Consider the following 12807-nt stretch of genomic DNA (forward strand, 5'->3'; position numbering starts at 1 on the left):
GTACGTCCTCGGCAGCCCCGCCAGCGCGTCCGCGAGGCCGCGGCCCCTGCCCTCCTCGGCGGCCAGGGCGCCCAGCCGGGGGTAGGCGTGGCGGACCGTCGCCGCACAGGAGCCCGACGGGGTGACCACGGCGTCGTAGCCGTAGAAGACCTCCGCATAGCGGCGGGCCAGCGGCTCGGCCTGGCGCCGGTAGCCGGTGTTGTAGTGGGCCTGCCCGCAGCACGTCTGCCCGGTCGGGAAGTCCACCTCCACACCGAGCCGTTCGAGCAGCGCCACCACCGCCCGCCCGGTGTCCGGATAGAGCATGTCGTTGACGCAGGTGAGGAACAACGCGACCCGCATCGGGGCTCCTTCGGGTCGTCCGGCCGGGAGTGCGCGGGCACGGCGTCGCGCCGTCATCGGCCCGGCCCCTGGACCAGGGGGTGTTCTGTGCCGGCGGTCAGCCGGTGCTGGGCCGCCGTCCAGCCGCGGCTGTCACCCCGCGGCCGGTAGTGCCGCAACTGCTGTGTGGCGGCGACGAGTTGCCGCATCTCGGGGAGGCCGCCGACCAGGCCGCGGGCGCGTGCCTGCACCAGGACGTTGCCGATCGCGGTCGCCTCGGCGGGTCCTGCGACCACCGGCAAGCCGGTGGCGTCCGCGGTGAGTTGGCACAGCAGCGCGTTGCGGCTCCCGCCGCCGACGATGTGGACGCGGGTGATGTCGCGGCCGGCGAGTTCCGCGGCCCGGCGCAGCACCCGGCGGTGGGCCAGGGCCAGGCTGTCCAGCACGCAGCGGATCACCGCGCCGGGTTCCGTGGGCGGGCGCCGCCCGGTGTGGACGCAGCGGGCGGCGATGGCGGCGGGCATGTCGTCTGGGGCCAGGAAGTCCGGTGCGTCCGGGTCGATCAGTGCCGCGAGCGGCTCCGCCCTGGCGGCGGCCGTGAGCAGCGGGGCCAGCGTGACGGGCCTTCCCTGCGCGGCCCAGGTGCGGCGGCACTCCTCGACCAGCCACATGCCCATGATGTTGCGCAGGTAGCGGACGGTGCCGTCGATGCCGCGCTCGTTGGTGAAGCCGGCCGCCCGCGACTCCTCGCTCAGCACGGGCGCGTCCAGTTCGAGACCGGCCAGCGACCACGTGCCGCAGGAGATGTACGCCGCACTGGCTGCCGTCGCCGGTACCGCGGCCACCGCGGAGGCCGTGTCGTGCGAGGCGACGGTGACCACCGGCGTACCCGCGGCGGCGCCGGTGGCGGCGCGGACGTACGGCAGCAGGGCGCCGGCCGGTGTGCCGGGTCCGGTCAGCGGCGGCAGCAGGCCCGGGTCCAGCCCGGTGGCCGCGGCCATCTCCCGCGACCAGGTGCCGGTCGCGGCGTCGAGCAGGCCCGTGGTTGAGGCGTTGGTGATCTCGGCGCCGACGGAGCCGGTGAGCCAGTACGTCAGCAGGTCGGGGATCAGCAGCATCGTGCGGGCGGTCCGCAGCTGGGCGGAACCGCGGGCCGCCGCCAGCTGGAAGACGGTGTTGAAGGGCAGGTGCTGCAGCCCGGTGGCCTCGTACATCCGCCGCGCGCCGACCTGGTCGCGTACCCCTTCCGCGAGGCCCCGGGTGCGCTCGTCACGGTAGTGGTGGGGCAGGCCCAGCAGCGCGCCGTCCGCGTCGAGCAGGCCGTAGTCCACCGCCCAGGTGTCGATGCCGACCGAGGCGATCCGGCCGGTCCGCGCTGCCTCGCCCAGCCCGTCCAGCACGCCCTGGTAGAGCGCGGGCAGATTCCAGTGCAGCCCGGTGGGCAGCCGCAGCGGGGTGTTGGGGAAGCGGTGCACCTCGGTGAGGTCCAGGCCGCCCCGCCCCACCCGGCCGACGATCACCCGGCCGCTCGTCGCTCCCAGGTCCACCGCGGCGAAGGCGGCGGGTTCTGCGGGGGAGGGGGCGGCGGTCGGGGTCACGGCGGGTCTTCCTTCCACGGGTGGGGAACGGGGGCGGCGGACGGCCCGCCGCGGGGGCTCAGCGCAGGAAGGCGGCGGCGACCCCTGCGTCGACCGGGATGTGCAGGCCGGTGGTGTGGGTGAGGTCGCCGCCGGTCAGCGCGAAGACCGCGCTTGCGACGTGCTCGGGGAGCACCTCCCGCTTGAGCAGGGTGCGCTGGGCGTAGTACTGACCGAGCTCGGCCTCCTCCACCCCGTAGACCGCGGCGCGCTTGGCGCCCCAGCCGCCGGCGAAGATGCCGGAGCCGCGGACGACGCCGTCGGGGTTGATGCCGTTGACCCGGATGCCGTGCTCGCCGAGTTCCGCGGCGAGCAGTCGCACCTGGTGGGCCTGGTCGGCCTTGGTGGCGGAGTACGCGATGTTGTTGGGGCCGGCGAAGACCGCGTTCTTGGAGGCGATGTAGACGATGTCGCCGCCCAGCCCCTGCTCGGTCATCACCCGGGCCGCCTCGCGCGAGACCAGGAAGGAGCCGCGGGCCATGATGCGGTGCTGCAGGTCCCAGTCGGCCGCGGTGGTTTCCAGCAGCGGCTTGGAGACGGAGATCCCGGCGTTGTTGACCACCAGGTCCACCCCGCCGAAGGCGAGCAGCGCCTGTTCGAAGGCGGCGCGGATCTGCTCCTCGTCGGTGACGTCCACGGTCACCGCGACCGCCTTGTCGGGGCCGCCCAGCTCCTGCGCTACCGCCGCCGCACTGCCGGCGTTCAGGTCGGCGACGACGACGCAGGCGCCCTCGGCGACCAGCCGGTGCGCGATCGCCTTGCCGATGCCGGATCCTGCGCCGGTGACCAGCGCGATCCGGGTGGCCAGCGGCTTGGGCGCGGGCATCCGGCGCAGCTTGGCCTCCTCCAGCTCCCAGTACTCGATCCGGAACTTCTCCGACTCCTCGATGGGCCGGTAGCTGGAGACGGCCTCGGCGCCGCGCATCACGTTGACAGCGTTGACGTAGAACTCGCCGGCCACCCGGGCGGTCTGCTTGTCCTTGCCGAAGCTGAACATGCCGACGCCCGGCACCAGCACGATCGCCGGGTCGGCGCCGCGCATCGCGGGGGAGTCGGGTGCCGCGTGCCGCTCGTAGTAGGCGGCGTACTCGCTGCGGTATTCGGCGTGCAGCTCGCGCAGCCGGGCCGCTGCCTCGGGCAGCGGGGCGCCCGGCGGCAGGTCGAGCACCAGCGGGCGGACCTTGGTGCGCAGGAAGTGGTCGGGGCACGAGGTGCCCAGCGCCGCGAGCCGCGGGTGCTCGGCGCGGGAGAGGAAGTCCAGCACTTCCGGGGTGTCGGTGAAGTGGCCGACCTGCGGGCGGTCGGCGGAGGCCAGCGCCCGCACGACCGGGGCCAGCGCGGCGGCCCGCGCCCTGCGCTCGGCGTCAGGCAGCGCCTCGTAGCCGTCGAGCACGGGACCGAACGGCTCGGCACGTCCGTTCTCGGCCAGGAAGGCCTCGGCGGTACGGATGATGTGCAGTGCGTTGCGCTCGCACTCCTCGGACGTGGCGCCCCAGGCGGTGATGCCGTGGCCGCCGAGCACGCAGCCGACGGCCTGCGGGTTGGCCTCCTTGACGGCGGCGATGTCCAGGCCGAGCTGGAAGCCGGGGCGCCGCCAGGGCACCCAGACCACGGTGTCGCCGAAGCACTCGGCGGTGAGCTTCTCGCCGTCGGCGGCGCAGGCCAGCGCGATACCGGAGTCGGGGTGCAGGTGGTCGACGTGGGCCGCGTCGACCAGCCCGTGCATGGCGGTGTCGATGGAGGGCGCCGCCCCGCCCTTGCCGTGCAGGCAGTAGTCGAACGCAGGCACCATCTCGTCCTCGCGCTCCACCCCCGGGTAGACCTCGGTGAGCGCCCGCAGCCGGTCCAGGCGCAGCACCGCGAGACCGCCCTCGGTGAGGGTGCCCAGGTCGCCGCCGGAGCCCTTGACCCACATCAACTCGATGTCCGCGCCGGTGACCGGGTCGGGCGCGCTGCCCTTGGCGGAGGTGTTGCCGCCAGCGTAGTTGGTGTTGCGCGGGTCGGAGCCGAGCCGGTTCGAACGTCCGAGGAGCGCGCCGACCGTGCTGCCGGCGGAGCTGGGGACGGTAGTCATGCGTGAAGTCCTTCTGACGGTGGTGGGCGGGTGGGCCGGAGCGGAGCAGCGGCGGTCGGCGGCCGCAGCGGCGGTACGCGGCGGAGCCGGATCCCGGGAGGGGCCGGGGTCAGGCGCCCCAGCCGGCCTGTTCGCCGCCGACCCGGCCGGTGGTGATCTGCTGCTGCCAGCCGGAGGCGCGGTAGGCGGCCATCGGGTCGGGGTGCAGGCCCAGCTCCTCGCGGACCGAGGCGAGCAGCGGGCGCACATCGGTGTTGTAGGCGTCCATCAGCACGGCGTTGGCCTCCAGCACGTCGCCGGCGGACTGGGCCGCGGCCAGCGCGTCGGCGTCGACCAGTAGCGCCTTGGCGGTGGCCTCCTGGACGTTCATCACCGAGCGGATGATCGCCGGGATCTTCGCCTCGATGTTGTGGCACTGGTCGAGCATGAAGGCCACGCCGGTCTCCGGCCGCAGGCCGCCGCCGCGTACGACCTCGTGCATGATGCGGAAGAGCTGGAAGGGGTCGGCGGCGCCGACCATCAGGTCGTCGTCGGCGTAGAAGCGGGAGTTGAAGTCGAAGCCGCCCAGCTTGGCCTCGCGCAGCAGGAAGGCGACGATGAACTCGATGTTGGTGCCCGGCGCGTGGTGCCCGGTGTCCACCACGACCTGCGCCTTCGGCCCGAGCTTGAGGCAGTGCGCGTACGAGGTGCCCCAGTCGGGGACGTCGGTGGTGTAGAAGGCCGGCTCGAACAGCTTGTACTCCAGCAGCATCCGCTGGTCGTCGCCGAGCCGCCGGTAGACCGCCTCCAGGGCCTCGGCCAGCCGGTCCTGGCGGGCGGCGATGTCGTCCTGGCCGGGGTAGTTGGTGCCGTCGGAGAACCACAGCTTCAGGTCGCGCGAGCCGGTGGCGTCCATGATGTCGACGCAGTCCAGCAGGTGGCCCAGCGCCTTGCGGCGGACCGCCGGGTCGGGGTTGGTGACAGAGCCGAGCTTGTAGTCGTCGTCCTGGAAGACGTTGGAGTTGATCGCGCCCAGGGTCAGCCCGCGGTCCTCGGCGTAGGCGCGCAGGGCCGCGTAGTCGTCCACCCGGTCCCACGGTATGTGCAGCGCCACCACGGGGGCCACGCCGGTCGCCGCGTGCACCTGGGCCGCGTCGTCCAGCTTCTCGTACGGGTCGCGGGGCACGCCTTCCTGCCGGAACACCTTGAACCGGGTGCCGGAGTTGCCGTACGCCCACGACGGGGTCTCGATCCGCTGGGACTTCAGCGCCGCCCGGACGGCCGACAGATCTGTCATGGCAACCTCTGTGAATCGTTTCATTTAGCGGACACCGTAGTGGCGAGGACAACTTCTGTCAATGACTCGTGGAGCGATGAAAAGGTTCACCCGGTAGATGCGGGCTGCGGCGCGGAGTGCGGCGGTGCGGCGCCGGCGGGTGCGCCGCTCGGGGGCGGGGGTGGTGCGTGGGGCTCCGGAGGACGCGGGCCGCCCCGTCGGAGGCGCCTCGCCGTGAGGGCGTGACTCCGCCGGGTGCCGACCCATTGAATCGTGTCACGGCATCATATACGCTGCTCACCTCGGACATCGAGTCCTCGGACCGGATCAATTGAGCGGTGAACGCGGTCCGATGGACTCCGGAACTCTTGACGGCCTCTCTGAGCGGGGCTAACGTCCCGGCATCTCCATTGAAACATTTCACCCCCCATTGTTTCTCGCCGGGAGACTCAGGAGACCCCATGACCGATCCCGTACCGGAACGGACTCCGGTTCTCGCGCTCGACGGGGTGAGCAAGTCCTTCGGGGCCGTACGGGCGCTGCGCGAGGTGTCCCTGGCGCTGTACGCGGGCGAGGCGCACGCACTCGCCGGGGAGAACGGCGCCGGCAAGTCGACCCTGATCAAGATCCTCGCCGGGGTGCACAGACCGGACGCCGCGGCCGCGCCCACCGCATCGGTCGACCCGGGCGCCCCGCTGAAGAAGGGCCTGACGGTCGCCTTCCTGCCCAAGAACGTCAACAACCCGTACTTCACCACCTCCGACACCGGCGGCAAGAAGGCCGTCGAGGCGGCCGGGTCCGCGTACAAGGAGGCCGGCACCAGCAGCGCCGCGGACACCGCAGGACAGGTCTCCTACGTCAACGCCCTCACCCAGCAGCAGGTCGACGCAATCGCGGTCTCCGCGCAGGACCCGGGAGCGCTGTGCACCGCCTCCCAGGGCCTGCTGCAGCAGTACCCCGACCTGAAGGGGATCATCTCCCCGACCACGGTCGGCATCAAGGCGGCGGCCCAGTACCTGAGCGGCTCCAAGTACAAGGGCAAGGTGCAGCTCACCGGCCTCGGCACCCCCAACGACATGCGCGCCTACGTCACCGACGGCACCGTGCGGTCCTTCGAGCTGTGGGACCGGGCAAGCTCGGCGCGCTGGCCGCGCACACCGCCATCGCGCTGGCCTCCGGGCGGATCAGCGGTGCACCGGGCCAGACCTACACGGCGGGCGACATGGGCACCCTCACCATCGGCCAGGACAGCACCGTCGTCCTCGGCAAACCGACCGTCTTCGACAAGTCCAACATCGGGCAGTTCAATTTCTGATCCGGTTCCGACCCGGCCGCCGGCCCCCGCCGCGGGGGCCGGCCGCCGCGCGAAAGGTACGTAGATGAAACGCGTCTGCTTTCTGCTCAAAGTCCGACAGGAGCGCCTTGCCGAGTACCGCGAGCGGCATGCCGCGGTATGGCCGGAGATGCAGGCCGCACTGACCGCGACAGGCTGGCACAATTACTCCCTCTTCCTGCGGGACGACGGTCTGCTCGTCGGCTATCTGGAGACGGAGGATTTCGAGCGGGCGCGCGCCGCGATGGACCGCACCGAGGTGAATGCGCGCTGGCAGAAGGAGATGGCGGGCTGCTTCGAAGAATTGGACGGGGCCGCGCCCGATGCGGCTATGGTTCCGCTCAGTGAGGTCTTCCACCTCGCGTGAACGCCGCCGGAATCGTTGCCGGACGCTGGGGGAGCGGATCGATGAAGCGATTCATTCGTTCGGCTGCCGCGGTTCGTTCTCCGGGCATCCTGTTCTGCGACGCAGGCTGGCTTCATATGATTGAATAGGTTCAATCCGAAGGCCGGGGGAAGCTCCCCGGGGAACGTCGGTCCTGCGCATGCGGAACCCGGCGGTGGGACCGGGACGGAGCGTGGCATCCATGGTGGGGATCAAAGACGTGGCGCGGCAGGCCGGCGTCTCGGTGGGCACCGTCTCCAACGTGATCAACCGGCCCGACCTGGTGGCGGAGGAGACCAGGACCCGGGTCCAGTCGGTCATCGCCCGGCTCGGCTACGTCCGCAGCGAGTCGGCCCGCCAGCTGCGGGCCGGCGCCAGCCGCATCATGGCGCTGCTGGTGCTGGACATGGGCAACCCCTTCTTCGTGGCCGTCGCCAGCGGCGCCGAGCGCACCGCACGGGCGGCCGGCCTCGGGGTCATGGTCTGCAACAGCGCGCAGAGCGTCAGCGAGGAGCAGGAGTACCTCTCGCTCTTCGCCGAGCAGCGGGTCCGCGGCGTCCTGGTCACCCCGGCCGACCCGACCGGCCGCAGCCTCGACGGGCTGCGCAGCCAGGGCATCCCCTTCGTGCTGGTCGACCGGGTCTCGGCCGACGCGTCGGTCTGCTCGGTCTCGGTGGACGACGTGGCCGGCGGCCGGCTGGCCGTACAGCACCTGATCGCCGCCGGACACCGCTCGATCGTCTACGTCGGCGGCCCGCCCGAGGTGACCCAGGTCCACGACCGCAAGGCCGGTGCGCTGGCGGCCCTCGCCGAGGCCGGGCTGCCCGCCGACTCGCTCACCGAGATCTCCGCCGAGCGCCTCGACGTCGCCGCGGGCCGGGACGCCGGGTCGCGCCTGCTGGGGCTGGGCAGGCGGCCCACCGCGGTCTTCTGCGCCAACGACCTGCTGGCGCTCGGTGTGCTGCAGGCGATGTTCGCCGCCCGGATCAGCGTCCCCGACGAGATGGCGATCGTCGGCTACGACGACATCGAGTTCGCCGCTGCCGCCGCCGTGCCGCTCACCTCGGTACGCCAGCCGGCCGTCCCCATGGGCCGGCTGGCCGCCGAGATGCTGCTGGAGGAGACGGTCGGCGACCCGGCGGAGCACCGGCACCGGCAGACCGTCCTGCAGCCGGAACTGGTCGTCCGCGGCTCCAGCCTCCCCAGCCGCTGACCCCGGTCCCGCTGCCCGGGACACCGGGCCAGGTCAGGCGTCGCCGTCCTCGGCCGGCGCCGCCCCGCCGAGCATCGCGAGGGTGAGCACATCGCCCGAGATGCCCCAGCCGCCGTCGGCGACCTCCTCGACCAGCACCATGGTGGTGTTGCGGGCGCGCTCGCCGTACAGCTCCACGTACAGCTCGGTGGTGCGGGTGACGATCTCCTGCTTCTGCTTCGGGGTGAGGGTCTTCTCGGGGACCTTGAAGTTCGCGAAAGGCATGGCTGGTCGTTCCTTCTTCCTGTGGCTTCCTGTGGCTTCCGGTGGTTTCCGGTGCGTTGCCGATGTGCGGCCGGGTGCCGCGGGCTGCCCTGCTGCGGGCGGCCCGCGGTCCCTCCGCCGTCCTCCACGATCGGCGGGTTCCCCGCCCCCTGCCAGGGCTGCGTCCACCCAGGGGTCGGCACCCCCTGGCTGCGCTCCGGCGCACGGGCGACCATGGAGGGGTGAACCTCCCAGAACTCGGCGCCTTCCTCAGGACCCGCCGCGACCGCATCCGCCCCGCCGAGGTCGGTCTCCCGCACGGCCCGCGCCGGCGCGTCCCCGGGCTGCGCCGCGAGGAGGTCGCCCAGCTGGCGGGTCTGTCCGCCGACTACTACACCGAGCTGGAACGCGGCAGCGTGAAGAACGGCGTGCAGCCCTCGGCCCAGACCCTGGCCGCCCTCGCCCGGGCACTGCGGCTGAACGGCGACGAGCGCGACCACCTCTTCCACCTGGCGGAACGGCCGGTTCCGCCGTCGGCGCACGGACCCTCGGCGCATGTGCAGCCCGCACTCCTCGGGCTGCTGGACCGGCTGTCCAACACCCCCGCGCGGGTCATCACCGACCTGCACGAGACCCTCGTCGAGAACGACCTGGCCCGCGCGCTGCTCGGCGGGTCACCCGCACAACGCGGCCCCGCGGCGAGCTTCGTCTACCGCTGGTTCACCGACCCGCGGTCGCGGGAGATCTACCCGCGGGAGGACCACCCGCACCACTCGCGGGTGTTCGCAGCCGACCTCCAGGCGGCCGCCGCCCGGCGCGGCAGGGACGCGGAGGTCGCGCGGATGGTCGCCGTGCTGCGGCGCAGCAGCGAGGAGTTCGCGGCCCTGTGGGCGACCCATGACGTCGCAGTGCGCCGCATGGACCACAAGCGGATCGTCCACCCGCTGCTCGGCGTCGTCGAACTCGACTGCTACAACCTGCTCAGCGAGGACGGGCGCCAGCGCCTGCTGTGGTTCACCGCGCCGCCCGGCAGCCGGGGAGCCGAGCAGCTGGACCTGCTGTCCGTCGTCGGCACCCAGGAGCTGGGCGCGGGGCAGGACACGGAGCAGGCACGCCCGGCCGGGTGACGGCGGCGGGCTCAGCGGGCCAGCAGGTCCAGGACCGCCGCTGTGATCTCGCCGGGAGCCTCCTCGGCCATGAAGTGCCCCGCCCGGGTCAGCCGGTGATCCAGGTCCGGCGCCCACGCCTTCCACACCGCGGCCGCGTCGTACCCGAGGTGCGCGCCCCAGTCCTGCTGGACGACGGTGACGGGCATGGCCAGCTGGGACCCGGCGTCCAGGTCCGCCTGGTCGTGTGCGACGTCGATTCCCGCCGAGGCCCGGTAGTCCGCGACGATCGACGGCACCGCCGCGGCACTGGCCCGCAGGTAGGCGGTACGCACCTGCTCCGGCAGGGCGGCCGGGTCGCCGGCCCAGGCGTCCAGGAAGGAGCCGAAGAAGGCGTCCGCACTGTTGCCGATCAGCGTCTCGGGCAGGCCGGGCGGCTGCGCCATCAGGTAGAGGTGGTAGCCGACCGCCGCCGACGTCCCGTGCAGGACCTTCCACATGTCGAGCGTCGGCACGACGTCGAGGATGCCCAGGTGTGTGACGGTCTCCGGGTGGTCGAGACCGGCGCGGAAGGCGACCAGGGCGCCCCGGTCGTGGCCGACGAGGGCGAAGCGCTCGTGGCCGAGCGCCGCCGCCAGGGCCACGACGTCGGCGGCCATCGTGCGCTTGGCATATACGTCGGGGCCGGTGGCCGGCGGCTTGTCGCTTGCGCCGTAGCCCCGCAGGTCGGGGCAGATCACCGTGTGCCGGTCCGCGAGCCGTTCGGCGACGTGCCGCCACATCAGGTGGGTCTGCGGGAAGCCGTGCAGCAGCACGACCGGGCTGCCGCTGCCGCCGACCGCGGCAGCCAGCTCCACACCGCCGGCTCCGGGCAGGCGGACGTGGTCGAAGCCGGGAATGGCTGGGCCGGCGGAACCGGCGGGAGTGGTGGGCGTCATGGGAGGCCGTCCTTCGGATCGGGTGCTGACCCGGTCAGGCTGGGCGACGGCGATCAGCATCCGATCAGTACGGCGGCGCGCGGGCGGCTCCCGGCACGGAGGATGGGGGCATGCGAATCGACGTGCTCGGTGCGGTGCGGGCGCTCCGCGACGACGGCAGCCCCGTCGACCTGGGCGGGCCCCGGCACCGTGAGGTGCTCGGCCGGCTCGTCGCCGCCGAGGGGCGGATGGTCACCACCGACACCCTCGTGGGTGATCTGTGGCCCGACCCGGCGGCCCGGGCCGTGGGCGCGCTGCGGACCTTCGTCGCCGCACTGCGCCGCGCCCTCGAACCCGACCGGCCGCCCCGCGACCCGCCGCGCGTCATCGTCACGGAAGGCCCCGGCTACGCGCTGCGGCTGCCGCGCGAGGACGTGGACGTCCACCGCTTCCACGACGCCCTGGCCCGCGCCCGGCGCAGCCCCGAGACGGTCGCCGACCTCGGCGCGGCACTCGGGTCCTGGCGCGGACCCGCCTACGCCGACGTGCCCGCTTCCGCGTGGGCGCAGCGCGAGCGCACCCGGCTTGAGGAACTGCGGCTGGAGGGGGTGGAGTTGCGCGCCCGCATCCTCCTGGACGCCGGGCAGGGCGCCGATCTCGTCGCGGAGCTGGGCGCCCATGTCGCGGAACACCCGTGGCGCGAGCCCGCCTGGGGGCTGCTGGCCCGCGCCCTGCACCGCGCGGGCCGCCAGGCCGACGCGCTGGCCACCCTGCGCCGCGCCCGCGCCATGCTGGCCGACCAGCTGGGGTTGGACCCCGGCCCCGGCCTCCAGCGGCTGGAGACCGAGATCCTCACCGGGTCCGCGCCGCCTCCCCGCGTGCCGGCCGGCTGGGCGGGCCCCGGCGTACGGCTCGGCCCGCGCACCACCGTGGACCTGGCCCGCACCCTCGCCCTGGCCGGCGGCGACGCCCTCGTCCACTCGCGGCGCGACCGGCTCGCCGCCGTCGAGGCGGCAGAGCGCACCGGAGACGTCGAACTGACCGCCAGGGTCATCGGCGCCTACGACGTACCCGCCCTGTGGAGCCGGGCCGACGACCCCGAGCAGTCCCGCGCCGTCGTCGCGGCAGCCGAACGCACCCTCACCGCACTCGGCCCGGCCGCCCCCGCCGACCTGTCCGCGCGCCTGCTGGCCACCGTCGCCGTCGAGAGCCGCAGCGCAGGCCTGACCGCGGCCGAGCTGAGCCGCGGGCGGCAGGCGGCACTCCGGGCCGAGGCGCTGGCGCGGGACCTGGGCGATCCCGCGCTGCTCGCCTTCGCCCTCAACGGGGTCTTCCTGCAGTCATTCACCCGCCCCGGGCTCGCAGCCGTACGGGACGGCGTCGGCGCCCGCATCCTCGACCTGGCCACCCGGCACGGCCTGCCGAACTTCGCGGTCCTGGGCCGGCTCGTCCGCCTGCAGTCCGCCTCGGCCCTCGGCGACCTCGACGCCGCCGCCGCGCACGCGGCAGCCGCGGAAGAGCTCGCGGCCGTCACGGAAGCGCTCCTGGTCCGCGTCCTCACCGGGTGGTTCCGCGCGCGCGTCACGGCCGCCCGCAGCGCGGAACCCGGCGGACCGACCGCCGCCACGGCCGCGGAGCACTACCGTGCCGCAGAGGACGCCCTGCGGGCCGCCGGGATGCCCGGCCTGCACCGCGGCCTGTTCCCGCTCGCCCTCCTCGGGCTGCGCCTGCTCCACGACCGCCCCGCGCCCACGGACCCGCACCTCGACTGGGGCCCCTACCGCCCCTGGGCGCGCCCCCTCGTGCTGCTCGCCCAGGACCGCCCGCAAGAGGCCCGTACCGCCCTGGCCGCGGCCCCGGAGCCGCCGCGCGACCACATGCAGGAGGCCCTGTGGTCCCTGACCGCCCGCGCTGCCGTCCGCCTGTCCGAGCCCGCGGTGGCCGCCCGTGCCGCGGCACGGCTGCGCCCCGCCCGTGCGGAACACGCGGGCGCGGGCAGCGGTCTGCTGACCCTCGGCCCGGTGGCGCGGTATCTGGCCGAGGCCGAGGCATGCGCGGCGAGGGCGTAGCCGCCGGTGCCGCGTACCCCTGGCCGGTGAGCCGTCGGCTGCCCGCGCTGCCGTCCGCCTGTCCGAGCCCGCGGTGGCCGCCCGTGCCGCGGCACGGCTGCGCCCCGCCCGTGCGGAACACGCGGGCGCGGGCAGCGGTCTGCTGACCCTCGGCCCGGTGGCGCGGTATCTGGCCGAGGCCGAGGCATGCGCGGCGAGGGCGTAGCCGACCGCACCCCGGTCCGTCCCGCGGCCACGGCACCCCGCGGCACGGG

At 73.9% G+C, this 12807-nt stretch carries 11 protein-coding genes and 1 pseudogene; 6 read left to right on the forward strand and 6 right to left on the reverse strand.

Translation table 11 applies throughout. From position 1 onward, the window contains the following. From JT723_RS20505 to rhaI, 4 genes are all read right to left on the reverse strand, one after another. On the reverse strand, positions 1-342 hold a 342-nt coding region (locus JT723_RS20505), incomplete at its 3' end, for a heterodisulfide reductase-related iron-sulfur binding cluster (RefSeq protein ID WP_205046186.1). 53 nt (positions 343-395) lie between these two features. Beyond that, a complete protein-coding gene (locus tag JT723_RS20510) occupies positions 396-1919 on the reverse strand; it encodes a rhamnulokinase (protein WP_205046187.1) in 1524 nt (507 codons plus the stop codon). Positions 1920-1977: 58 nt separating this feature from the next. Next, positions 1978-4032, reverse strand: coding sequence for a bifunctional aldolase/short-chain dehydrogenase (locus JT723_RS20515; protein ID WP_205046188.1), 2055 nt, complete (start codon positions 4030-4032; stop codon positions 1978-1980). Positions 4033-4141: 109 nt separating this feature from the next. Further along, positions 4142-5308: an L-rhamnose isomerase gene (rhaI, locus tag JT723_RS20520; RefSeq protein ID WP_205046189.1), complete on the reverse strand. Its 1167-nt coding sequence runs from the start codon at positions 5306-5308 to the stop codon at positions 4142-4144. A 440-nt stretch (positions 5309-5748) separates the two neighbouring features. Here rhaI and JT723_RS20525 point away from each other — a divergent pair. The 3 genes and pseudogenes from JT723_RS20525 to JT723_RS20535 all read left to right on the forward strand — a co-directional run bounded on the left by JT723_RS20525 (position 5749) and on the right by JT723_RS20535 (position 8218). Further along, a pseudogene (locus tag JT723_RS20525) lies at positions 5749-6602 on the forward strand (substrate-binding domain-containing protein). A 64-nt stretch (positions 6603-6666) separates the two neighbouring features. Beyond that, entirely contained in the window at positions 6667-6987 is a 321-nt protein-coding gene (locus tag JT723_RS20530) for an L-rhamnose mutarotase (protein ID WP_205046190.1), read from the forward strand. Positions 6988-7198: 211 nt separating this feature from the next. Beyond that, positions 7199-8218 carry a LacI family DNA-binding transcriptional regulator gene (locus tag JT723_RS20535; protein WP_205046191.1) on the forward strand — a complete coding sequence of 340 codons (1020 nt, stop codon included), beginning with the start codon at positions 7199-7201 and terminating at the stop codon, positions 8216-8218. A gap of 33 nt (positions 8219-8251) precedes the next feature. On the opposite strand, the gene JT723_RS20540 is transcribed toward JT723_RS20535, so the two are convergent. Continuing rightward, on the reverse strand, positions 8252-8482 hold the full coding sequence (locus tag JT723_RS20540; RefSeq protein ID WP_205046192.1) for a tautomerase family protein: 231 nt from the start codon (positions 8480-8482) through the stop codon (positions 8252-8254). Between the two features lie 221 nt (positions 8483-8703). Between JT723_RS20540 and JT723_RS20545 the strand changes: the two genes are divergently transcribed. After that, complete coding sequence (locus tag JT723_RS20545; RefSeq protein ID WP_205046193.1) at positions 8704-9588, forward strand: helix-turn-helix transcriptional regulator; 885 nt, start codon at positions 8704-8706, stop codon at positions 9586-9588. Positions 9589-9599: 11 nt separating this feature from the next. Here the strand turns inward: JT723_RS20545 and JT723_RS20550 are convergent, their stop codons facing one another. Next, positions 9600-10505 carry an alpha/beta fold hydrolase gene (locus tag JT723_RS20550; RefSeq protein ID WP_205046194.1) on the reverse strand — a complete coding sequence of 302 codons (906 nt, stop codon included), beginning with the start codon at positions 10503-10505 and terminating at the stop codon, positions 9600-9602. 110 nt (positions 10506-10615) lie between these two features. On the opposite strand from JT723_RS20550, the gene JT723_RS20555 reads away from it, so the two are divergent. Together JT723_RS20555 and JT723_RS35840 are read left to right on the forward strand one after the other, a co-directional pair. Beyond that, positions 10616-12553, forward strand: a complete 1938-nt coding sequence (locus tag JT723_RS20555) for an AfsR/SARP family transcriptional regulator (protein WP_205046195.1) — start codon at positions 10616-10618, stop codon at positions 12551-12553. Positions 12554-12626: 73 nt separating this feature from the next. Next, complete coding sequence (locus JT723_RS35840) at positions 12627-12758, forward strand: hypothetical protein (RefSeq protein WP_265749715.1); 132 nt, start codon at positions 12627-12629, stop codon at positions 12756-12758. The last annotated feature ends 49 nt before the right edge of the window (positions 12759-12807 follow it).

This window comes from Actinacidiphila bryophytorum (assembly GCF_016916835.1).
GTDB classification, from domain to species: domain Bacteria; phylum Actinomycetota; class Actinomycetes; order Streptomycetales; family Streptomycetaceae; genus Actinacidiphila; species Actinacidiphila bryophytorum.